Raw genomic sequence first — 22,977 nt, 5'->3', positions numbered from 1 at the left:
CGCGGCTGCGAATGCAGCCGCCAGGCGGAGCCGCCGATGACGAGAATCGACTTTCACTCGAACGTCGGCGATTCGCTGCTGTATGCATGCCGCCTGATCCGCAAGGCGTATCAGGCGGGCCAGCCGACCATCGTGCTGGCCGAGCCCGCGCGCCTGAAGGCCTTCGACGAACAGTTGTGGACCTTCGCGCCGCTCGACTTCGTGCCGCACTGCATGGCGGGCACGCCGCTCGCCGCGCAGACGCCGATCGTGCTCACTTCCAGCCTCGACGATGTGCCGCATCATCAGGTGCTGCTCAATCTGGGCGCCACGGTGCCGGCGCAGTTCGCGCGCTTCGAAAGATTGCTGGAAGTGGTCGGTAACGCACACGAGGAACTCGCGGCGGGCCGCGAACGCTATCGCTTCTATCGCGATCGCGGCTATGCTCTGAACAACTACAAGCAAGGCAGCTAGGTCCCATTCGGTCCGCGTCGCGTGTGTCGGGGTTCAGTCATTCGGCATACGCGCGGGCTGCTTCAGCTTCGACTCAAACACGGAGAGTGCACGTGTCCGATCCCAACGACGATTCGATCCCGGTTCTGCACGAGGTTCTCGTGCAGGGTCATCCTGTGCAACCGCAGCAAACGTCGACCGATGCGGCCAAACTGGACGGCCCGCGCGAACCCAGTTTCAAGGCGGAGCCCGTGCTCGCGCCGCAGCCGGTGCTGACGCCGGAGCAGGTGAGGTCGGCGGAACCGGTGCTCGCGGCGCAGCCGTTGCACGCACAGGAACCGACCTTCGCAGCGCAGCCGGCGGTGGCGCCGCAACCGGCCGAGCCGCGGCAAGCGGCCGATCATCACCATCCAAAGAAGCGTTCGCGCTCGCATCAGGCCGCCGAAACGCGGCATGCGCATGACGACGCATTCGCGACGTCGGCGGGCGTGTTCGATCGGGCCGAGCCGATTACGCCGCTCGAGGCGGGCTCGACTGTACCGCCGGATATCGCGCGCGAAGGCGCGGCCGAGCCGCCCGTGGATCTCGATCTGGATGCCGACGTCATCGCCGAACGTCTGCGCCGACGCATCGCGGGTTTCCTGGCGGGCGACGGGCGCAGCGTGATCGAGGAACGTTGCCGCGAAACCTTGCACGCGCACACGGGGTGGCTCATCGACCAGATCACGCGCGAAGTGGCGCTCACGCTGGAGAATGAGATGACAAGCTGGGTGCGGGAAGCGGTGGTGGAAGAGATCGCGCGGCGCGCCTCAGGCAGCGCGTGATCTGTGAGGTGAAGCGCGGGCGCGCCAAGCGGCGCTCGCGCGCAGTGCTCCTCGCCTGAACAGGCTTATTTGAGCGTGAGCACCCAGCTTGCGAGCGTAGCTGCCTGATCGGGCGTGAGTTGCGTATTCGCGGGCATCGGCACCTCACCCCACACGCCCGTGCTGCCATCCAGAATCTTGTGCTTCAGATAAGTGGCGGCGTCTTCGCGGCCGGCATATTTCGCCGCGACATCATGCAGCGCCGGTCCCATGAAGGAACGCGTGACCGAGTGGCAACTCATGCAGTTCTGCTGCTGGGCCAGCGCGAGGCCAGCGGCCTCGGCGTGCGCCGCCGGACTGCCGGCATTCAACGCGGCGCCCAGCACGACGGCCGCTGCAAGCGCTGTGTGCGACTTTGATTTCATTCTGGTCTCCGTCGGTGCAAGCGCCCGACTTGTGGTGCCAGCATTATAAAAGGAAAGGGGCGCACGGTTTCCCATGCGCCCCTTTCGCTTTTACGTAGCTTTAGGCCTTCTCACGGGCCAGTCGCCACGATCCCGGACGACGTGCGTTCCCCACGCCAACCGTAGCCCAGCCGTCGCTCAGCCCGTTATCGCCCCCTTGTTGGCCGGCTGTGCCAACGCGAAGTACTTCGCCATCACGCCACGCGTGTAACGCGGCTTCGGCTGCTGCCATGCGGCGCGGCGCCGCTCCAGTTCGGCGTCGTCGATGTTCAGTTGCAGCAGCAGCTTGTGCGCGTCGATCGTGATCGAGTCGCCTTCCTGCACGAACGCGATCGTGCCGCCCACGAAGGCCTCCGGCGCAACGTGCCCGACCACCATGCCCCACGTGCCGCCCGAGAAGCGGCCGTCGGTGATCAGCCCGACGCTTTCGCCAAGACCCTTGCCGATGATCGCCGAGGTCGGCGCAAGCATCTCCGGCATGCCGGGGCCGCCCTTGGGGCCGAGGTAGCGCAGCACCACGACGTCACCGGCCACGATCTTGTCGGCCAGAATCGCTTCGAGCGCGCTTTGCTCGTCGTCGAACACGCGCGCCGGGCCGGTGATAACCGGGTTCTTCAGGCCGGTGATCTTGGCGACCGCGCCGTCGATGGCCAGGTTGCCCTTCAGGATCGCGAGGTGGCCTTCCTTGTAGAGCGCCTTGTCGATCGGGAAAATCACCTGCTGATCGGCGCGCGGCTTGCCCGGCACATCCTTCAACTCTTCGGCGATGGTCCGCCCGGTGATCGTGATGCAATCGCCGTGCAGCATGCCCGCGTCGAGCAGGATCTTCATGACTTGCGGAATGCCGCCCGCCTTATGCAGGTCGGTGGCCACGAACTGGCCTGAAGGCTTCAGATTGCAGATCACCGGCACCTTCTTGCGCATGCGCTCGAAGTCGTCGATGCTCCACTCCACTTCGGCCGCGTGCGCGATCGCCAGGAAGTGCAGCACGGCGTTGGTCGAGCCGCCGGTGGCCATGATCACGGCCACGGCGTTTTCGATCGACTTCTTCGTGACGATGTCGCGCGGCTTCAGATCCTTCTTGACCGCTTCTACCAGCACGCGGGCCGATTCGGCCGCCGAGTCGACCTTTTCCTGATCCGGATTGGCCATCGTCGACGAATACAGCAGCGACATGCCGAGCGCCTCAAACGACGAGCTCATGGTGTTGGCGGTGTACATGCCGCCGCACGAGCCTGTGGACGGGCACGCGTTCTGTTCGATCCCGTCGAAATCTTCCTGTGACATCCGGCCGGCGGTGAACTCGCCCACGGCTTCGAACGACGACACGATGGTCAGGTCGGTGCCCTTCCAGTTGCCCGGACGGATCGTGCCGCCGTACACGTAGATGCTCGGCACATTGGTGCGCAGCATGCCGATCATGCCACCCGGCATGTTCTTGTCGCAGCCGCCGATCACGACCACGCCGTCCATCCACTGACCTTGCACGCAGGTCTCGATGCAGTCGGAGATGACTTCGCGCGACACGAGCGAGTACTTCATGCCTTCGGTACCCATCGACATGCCGTCCGAGATGGTCGGCGTGCCGAAGATCTGCGGATTGGCGTCGGCGCCCTTGATCGCGGCGACGGCGGCATCGGCGAGACGCTGCAGGCCGGCGTTGCACGGCGTGATGGTCGAATGGCCGTTGGCGATGCCGATCATCGGCTTGTCGAAGTCGGCCTTCTCGTAGCCGAGCGCGTAGTACATGGAGCGATTCGGCGAGCGCGCCACGCCCTGCGTGATGTTCTTCGAACGACGGTTGTATGCCATGGGAAGCTCCTGTCCTTTTGTTTTGATCCGCACCGCGCTGCGGGTTTCAGTCGCGCCGGCGTGGGCTGCCGGCGGCATCCGTCCAGTGTAGACCGGCGTGCCACGCAACGACGCAGTTTTGCGATGCGCGCGTCCAATGTATTATTCGTGGCTCACTAGGTCGTAAAACGTATCACTCATGCTGCCAGCCATTCCTGATCTGCGCCAGTTGCGCTATTTCGTGACCGTCGCCGAAGAGAAGCACTTCGGGCGCGCGGCCGTGCGCCTCTCGATGACACAGCCGCCCTTGTCGCAAGCGATTCGCGCGCTCGAAGAGACGCTTGGCGTCGAACTGTTCGCGCGCACCAAGCGTTCCGTCGAACTGACGTCAGTGGGCGCAGATTTGCTGCCCGAGGTGCAGCGCCTGCTGGCGAGTGCCGAAGGGCTGCGGCCGCTCGCGCAGAGCCTCGCGCGCGGCGAGGCGGGCGTGTTGTCGCTGGCTTTCGTGTCCACGGCGGACTACGGGCTTCTGCCGCTGTTGCTGCGCGATTTCGGCGCGCGTCATCCGCGCGTGCGGCTGGAATTGACCGAAGCCACCAGCGACATACAAGTCGACGAACTGGTGGCCGGGCGCATCGACGCGGGTCTTGTGATCGCGCCGCTGCCGTCGCGCCACGCCACCCAGCTCTCGTGGCTGCCGATCGCGCGCGAGCCGCTAGTGATCGCCATGTCGACGGAGATGGCGGCGCGCGTGGCCAGCGTCAGCGGCGACCGTGCCGACCCTCGCGCCGAATGGCTGGATACGCCGATCAGCCTGCGCGATGTCGCCGACGCGCCGCTCGTGGTCTTCCCAAGACGTCTGGCGCCGGGCTTTTATGACATCATTATGGATTGCTACGGCGTGGCGGGCCTTGCGCCCCGGGTCGGCCAGGAAGCGATCCAGATGCAAACGATCGTGAGCCTTGTGTCGGCCGGCATGGGTGTCGCACTGGTGCCGCAATCGTTACGTAATCTGCGCCGCACCGGCGTGGTGTACCGGCCGCTTTCCGAGTCGGTGCCCGCGATCGAGACGGGCCTCGTCTGGCGGACCGCGGAGGTGAGCCCGGTGCTGGCGGGTTTCATCGATATCGTGCGGGCGCATGCGGCGACCGTCGAGGCGCAACAATCCGCCGCTCCGCGCATATAGACGCGTCCGCGCGAACGCATTGCCGGCCGGACCGTCCAATGCATGCACCGCAAGCTGCGGGCAGCGCCGCCCGTTACTAGACATTTCGCTTCTGAACCTGAACTGCCCATAACAACACGATGCTTATTCACCCCAATTTCGACCCCATTGCCATTCATCTGGGGCCGCTCGCCGTGCGCTGGTATGGACTGATGTACCTCGTCGCGTTCATCGCGGCGATCGTGGTCGGCCGGTTGCGGCTGCGTTTGCCGTATGTCGCCGCGCAAGGCTGGACCGTCAAGGATATCGACGACATGCTGTTTTACGGCGTGTTGGGCACGATTCTCGGCGGCCGGCTCGGCTACGTGCTGTTCTATAAGGCGAGCTTTTATTTCGCGCATCCGCTAGACATCTTCAAGGTCTGGGAAGGCGGCATGTCGTTTCACGGCGGCTTTCTCGGCGTGACGCTGGCCATGGTGCTGTTCGCGTATCAGCGCAAACGCTCGTGGCTGCAGGTCACCGACTTCGTCGCGCCGATGGTGCCGACCGGCCTCGCGGCAGGGCGTCTCGGCAATTTCATCAACGGCGAGTTGTGGGGCCGCGTGACCGATCCGTCGGCGCCGTGGGCCATGCTGTTTCCGGGCGCCGCGCCCGACGACGCCGCGTGGCTCAGCGCGCATCCGCAACTGGCCGCGCAATGGCATCTGAACGAAGTGTTCGCGCAATATCACATGCTGCCGCGCCATCCGTCGGAGCTGTATGAAATCGCCCTGGAAGGCGTCGCGCTGTTCTTCGTGCTGTTCTTCTTCTCGCGCAAGCCAAAGCCAATGGGCGCGATTTCCGCCGTGTTTCTGATCGGCTACGGCCTCGCGCGCTTCACGGTCGAATTCGCGCGCGAGCCGGACGACTTCCTCGGCTTGCTGGCTATGGGCTTGTCCATGGGCCAATGGCTGTCGCTGCCGATGATCGTCGTCGGTATCGGCATGCTGGTGTGGTCTTATCGCCGCGCGCGCCACGAACCGGCGCAGGCGGTCAGCGCGAACTGACCGCTACGGTTTATCGTGGCGAGTGGTCAATGAGAAAAGCCGCGCGAGCGGCTTTTCTTTTACTGCGTCGAAGCAGTGCTTCTACCACCAGGAAGCGTTATTTCATCTGCACCGAGCCGGACACATTGACGGTTACCGTCGACGTTCCGCCTTCGATCGGCACCGGTGCCGCGGCCTTTGCGTCGGCGCCCATGGCGCGCGCGCTCATCATCATCACCGGACGCGGCATCACGCCGTTGTGGCCGACGTTGACCTCGCGAATCGAATAACCGCTGTAGCCGAACGCCTGCGCGGACGAAGCGGCCTGCTCGCGGAACGACTTGATCGCTTCGCCGGTGAGCTTCTGCTCCGCCGCGCGCTGCGCTTCAGGCGAGAGCGAGAACTGCACATTGCCGACCTGCATGATCGATGCCATCTGACCCGCGAGCTTGGACACCGCGGCGAAGTCGTGCGATTCGAGTACGATCTCCGTGCGGCCGCGCCATGCGGAAATGCGCCCGTCACGGTCGGTGGACGGATAGATCGAGAACGAGCCCGTGCGCGCCGTCACGCCGCTCACACCCTTGGCTCTTTGCAGCGCCGAATCGGCGCGCTGGTTCAGCGTTGACGTGAGCGCCGACGGATCGCTCGCTTCCTGCTCGTAGAACAGCGTGATATCGACGACGTCTTGCGGCACTTCAGCGCTGGCCTGCGCGTTCAACGACAGCACGCCGGCCGGCTGATATTGGCCGGTGCTTTGCGCGCGTGCCATGGCCGGCGTCAGTGCGAGCGCGGCGGGCGCGGCGCAGACGAGGGCGAAAGCGAGTGCACGTGCGGTGTTTTTCGTCATTGTTGGACTCCTTGCTTGAACAGGTTGTGCACGATTGGTGCAACCGCCGCGCCGTGGCATGGCGTTTGCGAGATCGTTAGGCGCTTGTAACCTGAGCTTGGTTCCCGGGTTTGACGTTGCTTTAACGTTTGCGTGCGCACAAATACACGCCACGCATTCATCAGGCATGCACGATCAGGCGAGCCGCTTGGTGATGAATCGCCATTCGGCCTCGGTCACCGGTGTAATCGACAGGCGGTTGCCTTTGGCGAGCACGCGCATGTCCGCGAGTTCGTCGTGCTCGCGTAACGCGGCGAGCGGGATAAGCGGAATCTTCTTCTTGAACACCACATCGACGAGCACCCAGCGGGGCGTTTCCTGCGACGACTTCGCGTCGTAGTAGGGACTCTTCTTGTCGAACTGCGTCGGGTCGGGATACGCAGTGGACGATACCTCCGCAATGCCCGCGATGCCAGGCTCCGGACAGCTCGAGTGATAGAACAGCACACCGTCGCCGACCTGCATCATGTCGCGCATGAAATTGCGCGCCTGATAGTTGCGCACGCCGGTCCACGGCAATGTGCGATGCGGTGCCTTGGCGAGATGGTCGATGCTTGCTTCGTCCGGTTCGGACTTCATTAGCCAGTAGCGCATGAATCGAATTGAACGTTAAGGGGTTGAAGATGCGGAAGAAATCGGCCAACAAAAAACAGCGCCCAAAGAAAAACGGCACCGAACCGAAGTCCGATGCCGTTCTAAATAAGGTCCCCGCCTTAGCCGCTAGGCCGGCATCCTGAACCGGGGGTTCAGAATTGGTCGCAGTTAGCAACACTTCGGGTACATCAGACAGAGTGACGCGCACACCCGTGCTACAAATTTCCGCAACCGTGCACATGGCATTGGTTCAAGGAATATATGACCTTGGCGAACCAGGCAGGGAAGCTAAACCGATGAAGCTGAAAAACGAACTACCGATTGAACTCAAACGTTTGCTGAATCTTGCACACCTTGTGCTCACACATTCCGTTTGAATCCGCCGCCGATCTCAGGACCGGCAGCACGATAACACATGTACCTTATTGCACGCTGTACTGCTCAATCACAGTACCTAGTTGTTCGTTCATTTGATGCATTGTACGCCGGATTTCTTCAGCGGGAAATGCTTCTCCGTGTCTCACGCTCGATTGCAGTCTAAGCAGTTCCGATGCCAGCGACAGCGCAGCCATGACGGCAATGCGATCCGTGCCGCGCACGTTGCTGTTATTGCGGATCTTCGACATTTCGGCGTCGACGCGTGCAACCGCTTCGAGCAGCGCCGCTTCCGTTTCCGGCGAGCAGGCGAGGCGATAGGGCACGCCGAGAATCGATACTTCGATCTGCTTGGTGGTCATGCATTTTCTCCGTGGCGGGTCACGTCGCTCCCGGCTTCGGCAACTTGCTGAGCCGGCTCGAGCAGATCGAGCTGGTTGTCCGGCTCACTGTGCGCGCGCGCACGCGGCAGCTTCTCGAGGATCGCGTTCAGGCGCACTTGTGCGTCGTCGATCTTCGCCGAAAGCGCGTCGCGTTCCGCCTGCAGCGCGTTACGTTCCTCGCGCAGCATTGCAAGTTCCGTGCGCGTGGCTTCGGCGTCGGCGCGCGATTGCGCGAGTTGCTCTTCGAGCGCGAGTCGCGCCTCATTGTGGCGCTGGCTGATCGCGATCAGCTTGCCGATATTTTGTGAAAGTGTTTCGAGTTCGGTGAGCATCTGCTGCGTCCTCTAAAGACATCGCATTTTAGCGCGGAATGTCGCAGGTTCCGACAATTGTCTCGTTTCGAGACGTAACAACATCGCTTTGTGCAGGCTTTTTATCGACCATATGATGAAAAAGTACTCACGCGTCGGACAAGAGCCTGCACTTAACAGAACACATGGCCTGCGATCTCACCATTCTTGACGGACTCCGAGGCCGCTCCTAAACTGCCCGCACTCTGGTGCCCGCGTGCGGCTTTTTTTCAACGGCCCACGCAGTTAAACGGGAAGCAGGGCGCGCGGTTCATCTGGATTCATCTAAACGCGCCAACCTGCGCTGCCCCCGCAACGGTAAGCGACCGCATTCGTCATGCAAGTCGATCCCGCTCGCGAGCTGGAAGTTCAACTCGCGAGTGTGCCACTGCGCGTCTCGCGTGGGAAGGCGGGATCGATGCGTCGCCAGCCCGGATACCGGCCAGAGGGAGAGGCACGTCCCGCGCGAAAATGTTAAATACGCGGGCGCCTCGTTACGCATCGGCCTGCGGGGAAGCGGGCCGCGCACGCTATCCACAGGACGTTCACCCCATGCTGTCCCCCTTCGCCCGCGCGGTGCTGCTCGCCTTTGCGAGCCTGCCGATCGTCGTGCACGCGCAAGACGCGTCTTCATCTTCTGCTTCATCTGCTTCGTCTCCGTCGGCGGATTCTTCGAGTTCGGTGTCCTCTTCGGCGGTGCTGTCGCCCGTGGTGGTGACCGCGGATCGCACGCCGCAAGCGCTCGCCGACACGATCCCGCAGACCTCGCTGTTCGATCAGCAGGATATCGCCGACACCACCGCGACCGATTTGCCGGGCCTCCTGCAACTCGCGCCCGGCGCGCAAATCTCGCGCACAGGTGGCCCCGGTTCGACGACGAGCCTCTTTTTGCGCGGCGCGTCGTCGACGCAATCGCTGCTGCTGATCGACGGCGTGCGCGTCGATTCGGTGAGTCTGGGTGCGTCGCAACTCGCGCAGATCCCACTCGACCAGATCGATCACGTGGAGGTGGTGAACGGCAACGTGTCGGCGTTATACGGCTCGGGCGCGATCGGCGGTGTGGTGCAGGTGTTCACGAAAAGCGGCGGCGATCACCCGCCGCGTTTCAATTTTTCGCTCAGCTACGGCAGCTATCACACGCAGACGCAGCAGGCGGGCGTGAACGGCGCATTGGACAAGGACGGCAACACGACCTTCAGCATTTCGCTCGCGCGTTCGAAGGACGACGGCTTCTCGTCGCTGAATACGAAGGAGGCGCCCAGCGCCAATCCGAACGCGAACGGCTATCTGAACGAGAGTATCTCGGCTTCGCTGCGCCACAAGTTCAACGACAAATGGGACGCCGGCGCCAGCTACTTGCAGTCGAATGGCAACAACAGCTACGACAACGCGTACGGCGTGCCGACCGATCTGAACAACCTGTATAGCAAGGTGCGCCAGGTCTCGGTGTTCGCGAACGGCAAGCTGACCGACTGGTGGACCACGCACTTCATCGTCGCAGAAGGCGACGACCGCAGCGTGTCGAACACCAACGGGGTGTACAACGGCCGCTTCGATACAGACAATCGCCAGTACACATGGCAGAACGATTTCGCGCTGGCCGCGCAGCAGAAACTGCAGGTCGGCTATGAGCATCTCGATCAAAGCCTCGATTCGGACACGTTCGCGGCGCCGGACCGTCATGTGGATTCGGGCTTCGTCGGCTATACGGGACGCTTCGGGCGCAACCAGTTTCAGGCCAACGTGCGGCGCGACCAGTATTCCGATTTCGGCGGAGCGAACAGTTACTATCTCGGCTACGGTTTCGACATCACCGGCCATTGGAAGGTGACCGCAAGCTATTCGGATTCGTTTCGCGCGCCGAGCTTCGACGATCTGTACTATCCGATCAGCGGCAATCCGGCGATCCAGCCGGAGCGCAGCCATTCGATCGAAGCCGCGCTGCAGTACGCATCGAATGCGCTCGGCGTGATGCGCCTTTCCGCATTCCAGACGCGCTATTCGAATCTGATTAACTACGAGCAGGTGACGCCCGGCATCTATCTGGCCGAGAACGTCGGGCATGCGAAGGTGCAGGGCATCGAAGGATCGTGGAGCGGCCATGTCGGCAAGACGGACGTGCGCGCGTCGCTGACGCTGCAAAATCCCGTCGACCTCGACAACGATGCCGACCTCGTGCGGCGCGCCCGGCGCTTCGGGGCGCTGACGGTGAACCGCAGCATCGCCGGGTGGCGGGTGGGCGGCGAGTGGATCGTGAGCGGCCCGAGCAACGACAGCAGCGGCAAGCTGGGCGGCTATGGCGTGGTGAATCTGTCGGCGCGCTACAACATCACGAAAGCATGGTACGTGGCCGCGCAAATCCAGAATCTGTTGGACAAGGACTATGAAACGGCCTACTCGTATAACTCGCCACGGCGTGGTGCGTATCTCACGGTTGGTTGGCAGCAGCAGTAACGCTTGCGCCTCCTCGTTGAGTTCGCGCCGATGAATCGCCACGCGAGTTCGATGCCCGCCACGTTGCGCGTGATGAGCGCGAAGCGCGCGGCCGCGATCTGGCTGGCGCTCGCCCTGATTGCGGCGGCGGTGCTGATGGCGTCGCTCGCGCTCGGCAGCGTATCGCTCGCGCCAATGCGCGTGCTGGCGGCGCTGATGCCGTCGCATGCGCCGTCTGTCGGCGCCGCCGACCTGACTGCGGAAATCGTCCGCACGTTGCGATTGCCGCGCGCGGTAGCCGGCTTTGCCTGCGGCGCGTTGCTCGCGTTGGCCGGCGCCTTGCTGCAGGTGCTGTTGCGTAATCCGCTGGCCGAGCCTTACGTATTGGGCGTATCGGGCGGTGCGGCGAGCTTCGCGCTGGTCGCGATGATCGCCGGTTGCGCATGGTGGATCGTCGACGCAAGCGCATTCGCCGGCGCGTTCGTGTCGATCCTGCTGGTGCTCGGCCTCGCGCGCCGCGAGTTGTGGCGCGGCGAACCGCAGGACACGTCGCCGCGTTTGCTGCTGACCGGCGCGGTGATCGCAGCGGGCTGGGGCGCGCTGATTACTTTGCTGCTCAACCTCGCGCCCGATAACCGCTTGCGCGGCATGCTGTTCTGGCTGACCGGTGACCTCAACGGCGGCGCGATGCCGTGGACGGCGCTCGTCGCGCTCGTCATCGTGCTGGTTGCGATCGTGCCCGCCGCGCCGCGTCTGAATGTGCTGCTGCGTGGCGACGCCGCCGCGCAGGCGTTAGGCGTCGCGGTGATGCCGCTGCGTCTGCGGGTGTATCTGGTGGCCTCGCTCGCGGCGGCCGCGGCGGTGACGACGGCGGGCACCATCGGCTTTGTCGGACTGGTCGTGCCGCACATGCTGCGGCTCGCGTTCGGCAACGATCAGCGCATGCTGCTGCCGGCCGCGGCACTCGGCGGCGGCGTCGCGGTGATGGGCGCGGACCTGATCGCGCGCACCGTGATCGCGCCGGCGCAGTTGCCGGTCGGCGTGATCACGTCGATCATCGGTGTGCCGGTGTTTCTGTGGATGCTGCTGCGCAGGCGCCGATGATGCAAACCCGTCACGCTCCTTCTCATGCGGCTACCCTCAGCGCGCAACGTCTGACCTTGCGTGTCGGCGCCCGCACTTTGCTCGACGCCTTCACGCATACCTTCTACGCCGGCGAGATCTGGTGCATCGCCGGCCCGAACGGCGCGGGCAAGACGACTTTGCTCTCCACGCTCGCCGGTTTGCTGCAACCGTCGGCGGGACATGTCGAACTCGATGGCGTGCGCCTCGCCGACTGGCCGCCAATGCCGCTCGCGCAACGCCGCGCGCTGATGCCGCAAAGCGCGCTCGATGCATTCAGCGCGAGCGTGCTCGATATCGTGATGCTGAACCGCTTCCCGCATCTCAGCGGTTGGGGCTGGGAGCGCGAAGCGGATCGCGAAGCCGCGCACGCGGCGCTGGATCTGTTGGGACTCACCGCATTCGCCGCGCGCGATGTGCTGTCGCTCTCGGGCGGCGAGCGGCAACGCGTGGCGCTGGCGGCGGTGCTGTGCCAGGACGCGCCGTTGCTGTTGCTCGACGAACCGCTGTCGCATCTCGATCTGCATCATCAGATCGACTGCCTCGAAGCGCTGGCCACGTGGACGCGCGAGCCTCGGCGTACAGTGATGTTTTCATGCCACGACCTGAACCTCGCGCGCCGCTTTGCCACGCATGCGCTGCTGCTCGACGGCGCGGGCGGCGTGTACGCCGGACCGGTGCACGACGTCCTGACGCCCACGCTGGCGAGCCGTGCATTCGGCTACCCGTTGATTCTGATTCGCGACGGCGAACACGAGGCGCTGATTCCCGCACCGCGCGCGCGTCACGAATCGCCTGCCGGTCATGACACGCCGGCAAGCTGATTGCTTTATTCCCGCTTGATTCCAACATCCTCTTTCAGACACGCTCATGACTTCATTGCCACGCTTGCCCGGATTGCCCGAAGTCGAACCGCTCGATCAAACGCTGCGTGACGAGTTGCAGCACATCATCGATACCAAGACGAAGCCGCCCGGCAGTCTCGGCCGGCTCGAAACGCTCGCGCGTCAGATGGGCCTGATCCAGCGCACCACGCATCCCACCGTGACGCGCCCGGCGATGATCGTGTTCGCCGGCGACCACGGCGTTGCCGAGGAGGGCGTGAGCCCTTATCCGCAAGCGGTGACCGCGCAGATGGTCGCCAACTTTCTCGCGGGCGGCGCGGCGATCAATGCGTTGAGCCGCCTCTCGGGCATCGAACTCGAAGTCGTCAACGCGGGCATTGCGACGCCGTTGCCATCCACCGCGGGTCTTATCGACATTCCGATTATGGCCGGCACCCGCAACTTCGCGCGCGAACCGGCCATGAGCCGCGACCAGGCAATCGCCGCGATGCAGGCGGGCGCGGCGCGCGTGCGGCATCACGCGGCGCTCGGCACCAATGTGATCGGCTTCGGCGAGATGGGGATCGCGAACACCTCGGCGGCCGCGTGTCTGATGAGCCGCTTGTGCGGCGTGCCGATCGACGAATGCGTCGGCCGCGGCACGGGGCTCGACAACGCGGGGCTCGCCAGGAAGCGCAACGTGCTGGCGTCGGCGCTCGCGCGTCACCCTGTGTCCAGCGATCCGCTCGACGTGCTCGCCACTTTCGGCGGCTTCGAGATCGCGATGATGGCAGGCGCGTACCTCGCGGCCGCCGAGGCGCGCATGACGATTCTGGTCGACGGCTTCATCGGCACCTCGGCCTTGCTGATCGCCGACGCCTTCGCGCCGAGCGTGCGCGAGTACTGTGTGTTCGCGCATGCGTCGAACGAAGCGGGGCATCGGCGCATGCTCGATCATTTCGGCGCGCTGCCGTTGCTGTCGCTCGACATGCGGCTCGGCGAAGGCACCGGCGCGGCGCTCGCGGTGCCGTTATTGCGCGCGGCAACGGCGTTCGTCAACGAAATGGCGAGCTTCGAATCGGCCGGCGTCGCGAATCGCGATGCGTGAGCCGTTCGATCTTTCAGACAGAAACGCACGCCTCGCACGATCATGAATCCGCTCGCTGAACTGCGGTACTTCTTCACAGCGCTCGGCTACTTCACGCGCGTGCCCGTGCCGCGCTGGGTCGGCTATAAGCCGCACTATCTGAACGCGGCGGCGCGTTATTTTCCTCTCGTCGGCGTATTGATCGGCGTATTGAGCGCGCTGGTCTATCTCGCCGCGCTGCGTGTATTTCCCGCGGGCGTGGCGGTGCTGTTGTCGATGGCCGCGTCACTGCTCGTGACCGGCGCGTTTCACGAAGACGGCCTCGCGGATTGCGTCGATGCGTTCGGTGGCGCCTATACGCGCGAAGACGTATTGCGAATCATGCATGATTCACGCATCGGTGCTTTCGGTGCTATCGCACTCGTCGTCGCACTTTCGTTGAAGTGGCAAACGCTCGCCGCATTGCCGCCGGTGCGCGCCGCAAGTCTGATGATTGCCGCGCACGCGGCGAGCCGCACCTGTGCGATCAGCTACCTGGCCACGCTCGATTACGTGCGTGCCGAGGGCAAGGCCAAGCCGGTTGCGCAGCGACTGAGCGTGGGGGCGTTCATGTGCGCCGCGATGTTCGGTTTGCCGTGGTTGCTGTGGCCGAATGGGCTCGCCGCGCCGGACTGGCGCTTCGCGGGTTCAGTGGTTGTGGTTCTGGTCGTACTTCGTATCGCGATGGGCCGTTATTTCGTCAGACGCATTGGCGGGTATACCGGCGACTGCCTCGGCTTCGCGCAGCAAGTTTTTGAATTGAGCATCTACCTGGTGGGGCTCGCATGGATATCGTCCTGATTCGTCATCCCGCGGTCGCGCTCGACGCGGGCGTGTGTTACGGCCACAGCGACGTGGCGCTCGCCGAAGATGCCGAGGTGTCGTCGACGACACTTGCCCTGAAGCTCGCGACCTTGCAGGTGCCCGCGCCGCGCGTGCTGATGTCGAGTCCGCTGAAGCGCTGCTCGGCCCTCGCCGCCGAGTTGGCGAACGACTTCGGCAGCGTGGTCAGTCACGACGACCGGCTGATGGAAATGGATTTCGGCAACTGGGAAGCGCAGCGCTGGGATGCCATCGATCGCGAATTGCTCGACGACTGGGCGGTCAACTTCGAACACGCGCGGGCGCATGGCGGCGAAAGCGTCGCGCAGTTCGTCGCGCGGGTGCGGGCATGGCTCGACGCGTTTGCGCTCACGCGAGAGTTGTCGCCGGCTTATGTGGTCACGCATGCGGGCGTGATGCGGGCGATTGCGTCGATCGTGCTGGACGTGCCGCTGGAGCGGTGTTTGCGATGGTCGCTCGATACGACCGGGATCGTCTGGTTGCGCAGAAACGATGAAACGCAGCAGTGGGTGTTGGTGCGGTGGAACGCGTGAGGCTTGGCTTGTAGTTCATCTTGCGTGACTTACTGCGCGCCGGGCTTCCTGCGTGAACGCGCCACTTCAAGGTCCTCGCACATTTGCTTCGCGCCTTGCGCAATGCGAGGCGCGGGGCGGTTGATCAGATCGCCGTCGATCGCGAAGAGGTTGTTGTTTGCCACGGCGGTCAGGCTCGGCCATGCGCGCCATGTGCCAAGTTGGGGCAAGGTGGTGTCCGGCCTGGTCGCGCCCGGTGCTGCGGTGACGATTGCTTCCGGATTCGCGGCGAGCACCGCTTCGGTCGACACCGTCGGCACCAGCGGCTCGAGTCCGGCGAACACGTTGCGGCCGCCGCACAGCGCGATGACGTTGCTGACCATATGCTTGCCGTTGAGCGTCATCAACGGTTGATCCCACACCTGATAGAACACGCTGACGGGCGGCCGGCTCGCGTACTCGTTGCGCAGCTTCGCGATGTCCTGACGGTATGCGGCCGCCGCCGCATCCGCGGTCGATGACGTGCCCAACAATTGTCCGAGTTTCGTCAGCGACACGGCGACGTCGTCGAGATGATGCGGCTCGCTGAAGAATAACGGAATGTGCATCTCGCGCAGGCGATCGAGCTGACGCTGCGCATTGCCATGCCGCCACACCACGATCAGATCGGGTTTGAGCGCGACGATGCGTTCGAGATCGAGTGCTTTGTTATCGCCGACGCGCGGCAACTGTTTCGCCTCGGGCGGATAGTCGCTGTACGAGACGGCGCCGACCACTTTCGCGCCAGCGCCCGCGGCGTACAGCAATTCGGTGACGTGCGGCGCGAGGCTGACGACGCGTTGCGCGGGCGCGGGCAGCGTGACGGTTGCGCCGGTGTCGTCGGTCACGGAGATGGCGGCGTGAGCGTGATGTGCGGTGATGAAGAGTGCGAAGGCGAGGGCGAGTCGGTTCATCGGGCGAGGCTGCGGGGGCGCGGAATGATGGTGGGAGCGAGTTCGACTTTCTGAATCAACGCGCTCGTTTGGGATCGATTTCTCGTACGGCTTCGCGCATGCTTTCTTCGAAGCGTGCCCATTCAGCTTCGTTCGCCGGCAAGCCGAATCGAACGCTGCCCGACGATGTGAATAGACGCGTCCACACGCCACGTCTTGCGAGGGCTTCGTGGAGAGCGGCGGCGCGCGGGTCGTCAGTCCACGCGAAGAGTGGCGTGCTGCGTGTGCTGAAGCCTTGCGCATGCAGCAGACCGAGCAGTCGCGCGCTTTCGGTATTGAGCCGGGCGCGCATATCGCGTTGCCAGGCTTCATCGGCGAATGCGGCTTTGACGGCGTGACGGGCTGGACCGCTGACCGTCCACGCGCCGAGCGCGCCGCGCAACCTTTGGAGCAAAGCAGGCACGCCGAGTACAAATCCCGCGCGCACGCCGGCGAGGCCGAAGAATTTTCCCGGCGACCGCAACACGATCAAGCCGTCGCGATGCGAGCTCGCCGCGAGCGAGGCAGCCGGCATCGTATCGGCGAAGGCTTCGTCGACCAGCAGCGTGCCGCCGCGCGCGCTCAGCTGTGCATGCCAGTGCAGCAGCCTGGCGGCGCTCAGATGTGCGGCGGTGGGATTGTTCGGATTCACGACGACTACATGCATGAGCGCTTCGGGCAACGTTTCCCACGCGACGTCGAGCGGCATCACTTCATGGCCGCTGCGCTCGAACGCGGGCGCGTATTCGCTATACGTAAGCGGCGCGATGCCGACGCATGCGCGCGGCAGCAGCGCGGGCAGCGCGCGAATCGCCGCCTGGCTGCCGGCGACCGGCAGTACATGCGTCGCGTCGGGCGCGCCGTAATAGCGCGCGGCGCACGCGGCGAAATCGTCGCCTTCGTCGGGCAGACGGCGCCAGACATCGGCGGGGACCGGCGGGACCGGATAGCCGTGCGGATTGATACCCGTCGACAGGTCGAGCCACTGTGCGTACGGAATGTCGTAGCGCCGCGCCGCTTCGTGCAGATTGCCGCCATGCACGACCGCATCTATCGCGGCGAATGCTTCGCCGCCCACGTGGACATTCACTGAATCAACCATGAAACGGTACGCTTAACAACGCCAGCACGATCAACACCGCAAGCCACAGAATCACCGTGCGCTCGACCAGCATCAACGCGGCGCTCACGTGACTGGCTTTCGCGGTATGCCCGAAGCCGAGCGTCGGCCGGTGTTCCAGCGCGCCGTGATACACCGCCGGCCCGCCGATCAGCACGTTCAGGCTGCCCGCGCCCGATGCCATCACCGGCCCGGCGTTCGGGCTGTCCCACCTTGGCGCCTGCTCGCGCCAGCAGCGCCACGCGGTGCGCGTGTCGCCGAGCAACGCGTAGCTCGCGGCGGTCAGGCGCGCGGGAATCCAGTTGAGCACGTCGTCGATACGCGCGGCGGCCCAGCCGTAGCGCACATAGCGCGGCGTGCGATAACCCCACATCGCGTCGAGCGTGTTGGCGAGGCGGAACGCGAGCGCGCCCGGACCGCCCGCAATGGCGAACCAGAACAGCGCGCCGAAGATCGCGTCGTTGCCGTTTTCGAGCGCCGATTCGACGGCGGCGCGCGATAACGCACCTTCGTCGGCGTCCGCGGTTTCGCGCGAGACGATGCGCGCGGTCAGCAAACGCGCTTGCGGGAGATCACGCTGCACCAACGCCTGCGCGATCGGCGCGATGTGCTCGTGCAGACTGCGCGCGCCGAGCGCGAACCACAGCAGCAGCACATGTACCACGCAAGCGCCGTAAAACGGCAGCACGGCGATCAGACACCACGCGATCAGCACTGGCGGCACGACGGCCAGCGACCACGCCAGCAGACCTTTGAGCCGTAAGCGCCGCCCAGTGTTGTAGCGTTTTTCCAGGCGCTTCGCCCAGTTGCCAAAGCCCACCAGCGGATGCGCCACGCGCGGCTCGCCGAACCAGCGGTCGACGGCGACGCCCGCGGTGGCCAGCGTCACGAGAAGCGGGAGCGAGAGCATCACGCGTGGCTCGCGGTTTTCAGCGCGAGCGGCAAACCGGCGACCATCATCGTGGCCTGAGTGCTCAACGCGGCGATGCGCTGGTTGAGCCGGCCGAGTTCATCGACGTAAAGACGCGTGGCCGCGCCGAGCGGCACCACGCCCAGGCCGATCTCATTGCTGACCACGATGAGCTTGCCTTTGGCGTTAAGAAGCGCTGCTTCGAGCGCGGCGACTTGCGCGTGATAGCGCTCGAGCGGCAGAGCGTCGCTATCTGGCGGACACAACAGATTGGCGAGCCACAACGTGAGGCAATCGATCAGGATGCAGTGGCCGGACGCGTCGTTTTGAGTCACGGCGCCGGCGAGATCGACGCCCGCTTCGAACAGTTGCCAATGCCCTGGACGCCGTTCGCGATGATGCGCGATGCGCGCGCGAAATTCGGCGTCGTCCGTCACGCGCGCGGTGGCGATGTAGGTGACGGGGAGAGCGCTGTCGGCGGCAAGCTGTTCGGCGTGCAGGCTTTTGCCTGAGCGGGCGCCGCCGAGTACGAAGGTGAGGTCGCGGGGAGTCATCGCGTGATTGTACCGGCGTGCAGCGCGGGCCGGCGCGATGGGATAATGCCGCGTTCGACGGGTTTGGTGCGAACGACGCGAACTACGCGACGCGAGTGGCATGCATGCGTTTAGCCGCGTTCCACACCCCGCGCGCAGTGTCGCCGCGTCGCCGCTTGCTTCACTGCTTAACCCAATCGACTCACTGTTCACCGCCAAGCCCGAGATTCCGTGACCACCACTTCGACCCCGCCTGTCGCCCTACCTGTGCCGCGCGGCACGCTGATGATTCAGGGCACCACGTCCGATGCCGGCAAGAGCACGCTAGTCGCCGGGCTGTGCCGCCTCGCGCGCCGCGCCGGAGTGCGGGTCGCGCCGTTCAAGCCGCAGAATATGGCGCTCAACAGCGCGGTGACGGTGGACGGCGGCGAGATCGGTCGCGCCCAGGCTTTGCAGGCGATCGCCGCGGGGATTGCCGCGCACACGGATCTGAACCCGGTGCTGCTCAAGCCGACCAGCGACCGCGGCGCGCAAGTGATCATCCATGGCAAGGCGCGCATGAATCTCGACGCGCGCGCGTATCACGACTACAAACCCGTCGCGTTCGAAGCGGTGCTGCAATCGTATGCGCGTCTGCAGGCGGCGTACGAGACGATATTCGTCGAAGGCGCGGGCAGTCCGGCGGAAATCAATTTGCGTGATCGCGATATCGCCAACATGGGTTTCGCGGAAGCGGTCGATTGTCCGGTCGTGCTGGTCGCCGATATCGACCGCGGCGGTGTGTTCGCCCATCTCACGGGCACGCTCGCGTGCCTGTCGGAGAGCGAGCAGGCGCGGGTGCGCGGATTCATCATCAACCGCTTTCGCGGCGACGTCAGTTTGCTGAAGCCCGGTTTGGATTGGCTCGAAGCGAAGACCGGCAAGCCGGTGCTCGGCGTCGTGCCCTACTTGCACGGCCTCACGCTCGACGCCGAAGACATGCTGCCGCCCGAGTTGCGCGCGGCACACAGCGGCGGCGCGGGACGCATGCTGAGAGTGGTCGTGCCGGTGCTGCCGCACATCAGCAATCACACGGATTTCGACGCGCTGCGCGCGCATCCGCAGGTCGATTTTCATTACGTGCGTAGCGGCACGCCACCGCCGCGGGCTGATCTGATCATTCTGCCGGGCTCGAAGAACGTGCCCGGCGATCTGGCGTTTTTGCGCGCGCAAGGTTGGGACGCGGTGCTGCAAAAGCATTTGCGTTACGGCGGCCGCGTGATCGGCATTTGCGGCGGCATGCAGATGCTTGGGCGTGAAGTGGCCGATCCGCATGGTGTCGAGAGCGCGCCGGGGATGTCGGCGGGACTCGGCTGGCTCGACTACTCGACGGTGCTCACGCGCGACAAGACGCTCAAGAATGTCACCGGACACCTCGCGTTGCCGGGCTCGCCAGAAGTGGCCGGCTACGAGATTCATATGGGCGAAACGCGCGGCCCCGCGCTCGACAGGCCCGCGTTACGCTTGGGCGATGCGCACGCCGCGCATCCCGACGGCGCGATTTCCGCCGACGGCCAGATTCTCGCGACATACGTCCACGGGTTGTTCGACACGCCGGCCGCATGCGCCGCGCTGCTCGAATGGGCGGGATTGCGCGAGGCCGAGGAAATCGACTATCCGGCGTTGCGCGAAGCGTCGCTGGAACGTCTTGCGGATACGCTTGCGGAGCATCTCGATCTGCCGAAATTGTTTGCGGCGATCGGGTGACCTGGCGTCCGGCGCGGCGGGGTGCGGGGTGGGCCAATTAAATCCTACTGAGAAATAATCAAAGCCCGCAGGGCGGTTTTTTGCCATATATGGTTCGAATAGAGTTCCGATATCGACGGCCGGTTCCAGGCTGTCCCTCTCTCAAGGATCTCGTCATGAACTCGAACCGCTCCGCCGATCTGGCCGCTTTGCTTCTTCGCGTCGCCCTGGGCGTGCTGTATCTTGCTCACAGTCTGCAGAAGATTTTCGTCTTCACGCTGCCCGGCACGGCACAGTTCTTCGTTTCGCTCGGCTTGCCGGGTTGGCTCGGCTATGTGACGGCGTTCGTCGAACTGTTCGGCGGCATCGCGCTGCTGCTCGGCGTGCAGGTTCGCTGGGTCGCGCTGGTGCTGCTGCCGTTCATGCTCGGCGCGATGTCGCAACATCTGCATAACGGCTGGGGCTTCGCGTCGCCGCATGGCGGCTGGGAGTATCCGGCGTTCTGGGCGGTGACCTTGGCGGTGCAGTCGCTGCTCGGCGGCGGGGCGCTGGCGTTCGGTGGGGCGAGGGCGCCGCGGGCGGTGGCTGCCTGACCGGCCAGGCCCGGTAGGGCCAAACCCAGTCAAAAAAAGCACGCGCCCGGAAGGCCGCGTGCTTTTTTCATGGCGCGGCGCTCGTTGCGCCGGCTTCATGCAATCAATACAACACCATCTGCGTACAACGAAACAGCGCCATCGTCTTGCCGTTCGGATCGGTGACCGTGGCGTCCCACACCTGCGTGCTGCGCCCAAGATGCACGCCCGTCGCGACCGCGCGGATCGTTCCCTCCGTCGCCGTGCCGAGAAAATTGCTTTTCAGCTCGATGGTCGTGAAATTGCGCGCCGTCTCCGGCAAATGGGCGAGGCAGGCGTAACCGCAGGCGGTATCGGCGAGACCGATCACGGTGGCGGCGTGCAAAAAGCCATTCGGCGCGAGCAATTCCGTGCGCACGGCCAATTCCGCGGTCAGGACGCCTTCTTCCAGCGACAGCACATGCACGCCCAGCAAGCCGGGCAGCGAGCCTTTCTGGCGTTCGTGGAGACGTTCGACGGTGTATTCCGGGCGGAGTTTGCTCATGAGATTCGGGTCCTCGATGGAAAAATCGGCGGGCACGGCGGCCGATTAGCCGTTTGGGGGCTTCGGCCAACGTGCATTTGTCGATATTATCAACGGCTGGATCAGCAGGTGGCACTGAACCCGGCACGAATCCGGGCACACTTGCGCATGTCAAGCAACTACGCGGCAAACCGGCTGGCGGCGCCCAGCCTTCTTTCCGGGAGAATTCATGACGGTGATCGTGGTGGCGAATCCGAAGGGCGGCGTGGGCAAAAGCACGCTGTCGACCAATCTGGCCGGCTATTTCGCCGCAGCCGGCGAATGGGTCGCACTGGCGGACCTGGACAAACAGCAGTCCGCGCACGCGTGGCTGTCGTTGCGGCCCGACACGCTGCCGCCCATCGAAACCTGGGAAGTCAATCAGGACGCGCCGGCCAAACCGCCCAAAGGGCTGGAGCACGCGGTGATCGACACGCCGGCCGGGCTCCACGGCAATCGTCTGGGTATCGCGCTGGATCTGGCGGACAAGGTGATCGTGCCGCTCCAGCCGTCCATGTTCGATATTCTGGCCACCCAGGAATTCCTCGAACGGCTGGCCAAGGAGAAGGCCGTCAGGAAAGGCGCGATCGAAATCGGCGTGGTCGGCATGCGCGTGGATGCGCGCACGCGCTCGGCGGAACAACTGCATCGTTTCGTCGAGGGTTTGAAACTGCCGGTGCTGGGCTTTTTGCGCGACACGCAGAATTACGTGCAACTGGCGGCCCACGGGCTGACCCTGTGGGACGTCGCGAAAAGCCGTGTGGAGAAGGATCTGGAGCAGTGGCAGCCGATCCTCGAATGGACTAACGGGAGCGGCAAGAAAGGATGAAGCGGGCAGGCGGGCCGAGCGGCCCGCTACACGGTGATGCAGCCCACGTTGTAAGTCTTTGGACGCTTAACGAAGGGCGCACGCCAGTGGTCTACGAGGGCTGAAAGTCCAGACTGACATTTCACGCTCACGCCTTGACCCGGCCAAAAAGAAGCGTTCAGCGCCGCGACCAGACGAGGGCTCAAGCGAACTACAGGGCGTTCAGGTCCAGTTCTGCGTCGGCACGTGATCGCGGCTGCCCTTGATCTTGTTGTTGTCGTCTACGAAAACCAGGTCCGGCTTCCAGCCGGCCTTCAGTTCCGCTTCATCCACCACCGCGAACGCCGCGATGATCACCAGATCGCCCAACTGCGCGCGCCGCGCGGCGGAACCGTTCAGCGAAATCATGCCGCTGCCGCGCTCGCCCTTGATCGCGTAGGTCGAGAAACGCTCGCCGTTGTTGATATTCCAGATGTCGATCCGCTCGTTCTCGACGATATTCGCCGCTTCCAGCAAGTCTTCGTCGATCGCGCACGAGCCTTCGTAGTGCAGCTCGCAGTGCGTGACCGCGACGCGGTGGATCTTCGACTTCAGCATATTGCGTTGCATGACCAATCCTGTGTGATTCTTATGCGTGTCTACGTT

General features: G+C 64.4%; 25 protein-coding genes, 1 other RNA gene and 1 riboswitch. Of the genes, 13 read left to right on the top strand and 13 right to left on the bottom strand.

All coding sequences use genetic code 11. The annotated features are described in order from the left end of the window. Positions 1 to 36 precede the first annotated feature (36 nt). Both B0G71_RS15510 and B0G71_RS15505 read left to right on the top strand, forming a co-directional pair. On the top strand, positions 37 to 453 hold the full coding sequence (locus tag B0G71_RS15510) for a DNA polymerase III subunit chi (RefSeq protein WP_106279863.1): 417 nt from the start codon (positions 37 to 39) through the stop codon (positions 451 to 453). A 92-nt stretch (positions 454 to 545) separates the two neighbouring features. Beyond that, positions 546 to 1,256, top strand: a complete 711-nt coding sequence (locus tag B0G71_RS15505) for a DUF2486 family protein (protein WP_116142635.1) — start codon at positions 546 to 548, stop codon at positions 1,254 to 1,256. A gap of 65 nt (positions 1,257 to 1,321) precedes the next feature. Here B0G71_RS15505 and B0G71_RS15500 read toward each other — a convergent pair whose 3' ends face one another. Further along, a complete protein-coding gene (locus tag B0G71_RS15500; RefSeq protein ID WP_116142634.1) occupies positions 1,322 to 1,660 on the bottom strand; it encodes a c-type cytochrome in 339 nt (112 codons plus the stop codon). Between the two features lie 177 nt (positions 1,661 to 1,837). Then, positions 1,838 to 3,511 (bottom strand): dihydroxy-acid dehydratase, encoded by a 1,674-nt coding sequence (gene ilvD / locus B0G71_RS15495; RefSeq protein ID WP_116142633.1) that lies wholly within the window; start codon positions 3,509 to 3,511, stop codon positions 1,838 to 1,840. A 178-nt stretch (positions 3,512 to 3,689) separates the two neighbouring features. Here ilvD and B0G71_RS15490 point away from each other — a divergent pair, with 178 nt between their 5' ends. Both B0G71_RS15490 and lgt read left to right on the top strand, forming a co-directional pair. Further along, on the top strand, positions 3,690 to 4,676 hold the full coding sequence (locus B0G71_RS15490; RefSeq protein ID WP_116142632.1) for a LysR family transcriptional regulator: 987 nt from the start codon (positions 3,690 to 3,692) through the stop codon (positions 4,674 to 4,676). Positions 4,677 to 4,795: 119 nt separating this feature from the next. Beyond that, positions 4,796 to 5,701, top strand: a complete 906-nt coding sequence (gene lgt, locus B0G71_RS15485; RefSeq protein WP_116142631.1) for a prolipoprotein diacylglyceryl transferase — start codon at positions 4,796 to 4,798, stop codon at positions 5,699 to 5,701. Between the two features lie 97 nt (positions 5,702 to 5,798). Here lgt and B0G71_RS15480 read toward each other — a convergent pair whose 3' ends face one another. The 5 genes from B0G71_RS15480 to B0G71_RS15460 all read right to left on the bottom strand — a co-directional run bounded on the left by B0G71_RS15480 (position 5,799) and on the right by B0G71_RS15460 (position 8,253). After that, complete coding sequence (locus tag B0G71_RS15480) at positions 5,799 to 6,530, bottom strand: SIMPL domain-containing protein (RefSeq protein WP_116142630.1); 732 nt, start codon at positions 6,528 to 6,530, stop codon at positions 5,799 to 5,801. A gap of 174 nt (positions 6,531 to 6,704) precedes the next feature. Beyond that, on the bottom strand, positions 6,705 to 7,163 hold the full coding sequence (locus tag B0G71_RS15475) for an EVE domain-containing protein (protein ID WP_116142629.1): 459 nt from the start codon (positions 7,161 to 7,163) through the stop codon (positions 6,705 to 6,707). Between the two features lie 107 nt (positions 7,164 to 7,270). Beyond that, positions 7,271 to 7,452, bottom strand: a non-coding RNA gene (gene ssrS / locus B0G71_RS15470) — 6S RNA. A gap of 133 nt (positions 7,453 to 7,585) precedes the next feature. After that, on the bottom strand, positions 7,586 to 7,900 hold the full coding sequence (locus B0G71_RS15465) for a cell division protein ZapA (RefSeq protein ID WP_106279877.1): 315 nt from the start codon (positions 7,898 to 7,900) through the stop codon (positions 7,586 to 7,588). Next, on the bottom strand, positions 7,897 to 8,253 hold the full coding sequence (locus B0G71_RS15460) for an ATPase (RefSeq protein ID WP_106279879.1): 357 nt from the start codon (positions 8,251 to 8,253) through the stop codon (positions 7,897 to 7,899). The genes B0G71_RS15465 and B0G71_RS15460 overlap by 4 nt, the downstream gene beginning before the upstream one ends. Before the next feature lie 208 nt (positions 8,254 to 8,461). Beyond that, a riboswitch (cobalamin riboswitch) is annotated at positions 8,462 to 8,733 on the top strand. Between the two features lie 90 nt (positions 8,734 to 8,823). Between B0G71_RS15460 and B0G71_RS15455 the strand changes: the two genes are divergently transcribed. From B0G71_RS15455 to cobC, 6 genes are read left to right on the top strand one after another with little or no spacing between them, the layout of a single operon-like run. Then, positions 8,824 to 10,725, top strand: coding sequence for a TonB-dependent receptor domain-containing protein (locus B0G71_RS15455; RefSeq protein WP_116142628.1), 1,902 nt, complete (start codon positions 8,824 to 8,826; stop codon positions 10,723 to 10,725). 30 nt (positions 10,726 to 10,755) lie between these two features. Further along, entirely contained in the window at positions 10,756 to 11,808 is a 1,053-nt protein-coding gene (locus B0G71_RS15450; protein ID WP_116142627.1) for an iron ABC transporter permease, read from the top strand. Next, entirely contained in the window at positions 11,808 to 12,650 is an 843-nt protein-coding gene (locus tag B0G71_RS15445; protein ID WP_116142626.1) for an ABC transporter ATP-binding protein, read from the top strand. The genes B0G71_RS15450 and B0G71_RS15445 overlap by 1 nt, the downstream gene beginning before the upstream one ends. A 46-nt stretch (positions 12,651 to 12,696) precedes the next feature. Next, on the top strand, positions 12,697 to 13,758 hold the full coding sequence (gene cobT, locus B0G71_RS15440; protein WP_116142625.1) for a nicotinate-nucleotide--dimethylbenzimidazole phosphoribosyltransferase: 1,062 nt from the start codon (positions 12,697 to 12,699) through the stop codon (positions 13,756 to 13,758). A 42-nt stretch (positions 13,759 to 13,800) separates the two neighbouring features. Next, the gene (locus B0G71_RS15435) at positions 13,801 to 14,577 is read left to right on the top strand and encodes an adenosylcobinamide-GDP ribazoletransferase (protein ID WP_116142624.1); all 777 of its coding nucleotides are present in this window, start codon (positions 13,801 to 13,803) and stop codon (positions 14,575 to 14,577) included. Further along, positions 14,562 to 15,152, top strand: a complete 591-nt coding sequence (gene cobC, locus B0G71_RS15430) for an alpha-ribazole phosphatase (RefSeq protein ID WP_106279891.1) — start codon at positions 14,562 to 14,564, stop codon at positions 15,150 to 15,152. Before B0G71_RS15435 ends, cobC begins: the two co-directional genes overlap by 16 nt. Before the next feature lie 29 nt (positions 15,153 to 15,181). On the opposite strand, the gene B0G71_RS15425 is transcribed toward cobC, so the two are convergent. Genes B0G71_RS15425 through cobU form a run of 4 tightly spaced genes read right to left on the bottom strand, consistent with a single transcriptional unit; the run spans position 15,182 to position 18,686 of the window. Then, the gene (locus B0G71_RS15425; RefSeq protein WP_116142623.1) at positions 15,182 to 16,084 is read right to left on the bottom strand and encodes a cobalamin-binding protein; all 903 of its coding nucleotides are present in this window, start codon (positions 16,082 to 16,084) and stop codon (positions 15,182 to 15,184) included. A 55-nt stretch (positions 16,085 to 16,139) separates the two neighbouring features. After that, positions 16,140 to 17,204 carry a threonine-phosphate decarboxylase CobD gene (gene cobD / locus B0G71_RS15420; RefSeq protein WP_116142622.1) on the bottom strand — a complete coding sequence of 355 codons (1,065 nt, stop codon included), beginning with the start codon at positions 17,202 to 17,204 and terminating at the stop codon, positions 16,140 to 16,142. Beyond that, on the bottom strand, positions 17,197 to 18,132 hold the full coding sequence (cbiB, locus tag B0G71_RS15415) for an adenosylcobinamide-phosphate synthase CbiB (RefSeq protein ID WP_116142621.1): 936 nt from the start codon (positions 18,130 to 18,132) through the stop codon (positions 17,197 to 17,199). Before cbiB ends, cobD begins: the two co-directional genes overlap by 8 nt. After that, a complete protein-coding gene (cobU, locus tag B0G71_RS15410) occupies positions 18,132 to 18,686 on the bottom strand; it encodes a bifunctional adenosylcobinamide kinase/adenosylcobinamide-phosphate guanylyltransferase (RefSeq protein ID WP_116142620.1) in 555 nt (184 codons plus the stop codon). The genes cbiB and cobU overlap by 1 nt, the downstream gene beginning before the upstream one ends. Before the next feature lie 264 nt (positions 18,687 to 18,950). Between cobU and B0G71_RS15405 the strand changes: the two genes are divergently transcribed. Continuing rightward, the gene (locus tag B0G71_RS15405) at positions 18,951 to 20,411 is read left to right on the top strand and encodes a cobyric acid synthase (protein WP_116142619.1); all 1,461 of its coding nucleotides are present in this window, start codon (positions 18,951 to 18,953) and stop codon (positions 20,409 to 20,411) included. A 155-nt stretch (positions 20,412 to 20,566) separates the two neighbouring features. Further along, the gene (locus B0G71_RS15400; protein WP_116119236.1) at positions 20,567 to 20,983 is read left to right on the top strand and encodes a DoxX family protein; all 417 of its coding nucleotides are present in this window, start codon (positions 20,567 to 20,569) and stop codon (positions 20,981 to 20,983) included. 103 nt (positions 20,984 to 21,086) lie between these two features. Here B0G71_RS15400 and B0G71_RS15395 read toward each other — a convergent pair whose 3' ends face one another. After that, entirely contained in the window at positions 21,087 to 21,506 is a 420-nt protein-coding gene (locus B0G71_RS15395; RefSeq protein WP_106279901.1) for a PaaI family thioesterase, read from the bottom strand. A gap of 208 nt (positions 21,507 to 21,714) precedes the next feature. On the opposite strand from B0G71_RS15395, the gene B0G71_RS15390 reads away from it, so the two are divergent. After that, positions 21,715 to 22,353, top strand: coding sequence for a ParA family protein (locus tag B0G71_RS15390; protein WP_116142618.1), 639 nt, complete (start codon positions 21,715 to 21,717; stop codon positions 22,351 to 22,353). A 201-nt stretch (positions 22,354 to 22,554) separates the two neighbouring features. On the opposite strand, the gene panD is transcribed toward B0G71_RS15390, so the two are convergent. Beyond that, positions 22,555 to 22,941, bottom strand: coding sequence for an aspartate 1-decarboxylase (gene panD / locus B0G71_RS15385; RefSeq protein ID WP_012432059.1), 387 nt, complete (start codon positions 22,939 to 22,941; stop codon positions 22,555 to 22,557). Positions 22,942 to 22,977: the final 36 nt, after the last annotated feature.

It is taken from the genome of Paraburkholderia sp. BL27I4N3 (assembly GCF_003386115.1).
Lineage (GTDB): Bacteria > Pseudomonadota > Gammaproteobacteria > Burkholderiales > Burkholderiaceae > Paraburkholderia.
Note: the sequence above shows the minus strand (reverse complement) of the source record. Positions and strands in the feature narration are given on the sequence as shown.

Coding starts and splice junctions, on each gene's coding strand:
- B0G71_RS15510 (WP_106279863.1), top strand. CDS start 37: ATGACGAGAATCGACTTTCACTCGAACGTCGGCGATTCGCTGCTGTAT.
- B0G71_RS15500 (WP_116142634.1), bottom strand. CDS start 1,660: ATGAAATCAAAGTCGCACACAGCGCTTGCAGCGGCCGTCGTGCTGGGC.
- ilvD (WP_116142633.1), bottom strand. CDS start 3,511: ATGGCATACAACCGTCGTTCGAAGAACATCACGCAGGGCGTGGCGCGC.
- B0G71_RS15490 (WP_116142632.1), top strand. CDS start 3,690: ATGCTGCCAGCCATTCCTGATCTGCGCCAGTTGCGCTATTTCGTGACC.
- lgt (WP_116142631.1), top strand. CDS start 4,796: ATGCTTATTCACCCCAATTTCGACCCCATTGCCATTCATCTGGGGCCG.
- B0G71_RS15480 (WP_116142630.1), bottom strand. CDS start 6,530: ATGACGAAAAACACCGCACGTGCACTCGCTTTCGCCCTCGTCTGCGCC.
- B0G71_RS15475 (WP_116142629.1), bottom strand. CDS start 7,163: ATGCGCTACTGGCTAATGAAGTCCGAACCGGACGAAGCAAGCATCGAC.
- B0G71_RS15465 (WP_106279877.1), bottom strand. CDS start 7,900: ATGACCACCAAGCAGATCGAAGTATCGATTCTCGGCGTGCCCTATCGC.
- B0G71_RS15460 (WP_106279879.1), bottom strand. CDS start 8,253: ATGCTCACCGAACTCGAAACACTTTCACAAAATATCGGCAAGCTGATC.
- B0G71_RS15455 (WP_116142628.1), top strand. CDS start 8,824: ATGCTGTCCCCCTTCGCCCGCGCGGTGCTGCTCGCCTTTGCGAGCCTG.
- B0G71_RS15450 (WP_116142627.1), top strand. CDS start 10,756: ATGAATCGCCACGCGAGTTCGATGCCCGCCACGTTGCGCGTGATGAGC.
- B0G71_RS15445 (WP_116142626.1), top strand. CDS start 11,808: ATGCAAACCCGTCACGCTCCTTCTCATGCGGCTACCCTCAGCGCGCAA.
- cobT (WP_116142625.1), top strand. CDS start 12,697: ATGACTTCATTGCCACGCTTGCCCGGATTGCCCGAAGTCGAACCGCTC.
- B0G71_RS15435 (WP_116142624.1), top strand. CDS start 13,801: ATGAATCCGCTCGCTGAACTGCGGTACTTCTTCACAGCGCTCGGCTAC.
- cobC (WP_106279891.1), top strand. CDS start 14,562: ATGGATATCGTCCTGATTCGTCATCCCGCGGTCGCGCTCGACGCGGGC.
- B0G71_RS15425 (WP_116142623.1), bottom strand. CDS start 16,084: ATGAACCGACTCGCCCTCGCCTTCGCACTCTTCATCACCGCACATCAC.
- cobD (WP_116142622.1), bottom strand. CDS start 17,204: ATGGTTGATTCAGTGAATGTCCACGTGGGCGGCGAAGCATTCGCCGCG.
- cbiB (WP_116142621.1), bottom strand. CDS start 18,132: ATGCTCTCGCTCCCGCTTCTCGTGACGCTGGCCACCGCGGGCGTCGCC.
- cobU (WP_116142620.1), bottom strand. CDS start 18,686: ATGACTCCCCGCGACCTCACCTTCGTACTCGGCGGCGCCCGCTCAGGC.
- B0G71_RS15405 (WP_116142619.1), top strand. CDS start 18,951: ATGATTCAGGGCACCACGTCCGATGCCGGCAAGAGCACGCTAGTCGCC.
- B0G71_RS15400 (WP_116119236.1), top strand. CDS start 20,567: ATGAACTCGAACCGCTCCGCCGATCTGGCCGCTTTGCTTCTTCGCGTC.
- B0G71_RS15395 (WP_106279901.1), bottom strand. CDS start 21,506: ATGAGCAAACTCCGCCCGGAATACACCGTCGAACGTCTCCACGAACGC.
- B0G71_RS15390 (WP_116142618.1), top strand. CDS start 21,715: ATGACGGTGATCGTGGTGGCGAATCCGAAGGGCGGCGTGGGCAAAAGC.
- panD (WP_012432059.1), bottom strand. CDS start 22,941: ATGCAACGCAATATGCTGAAGTCGAAGATCCACCGCGTCGCGGTCACG.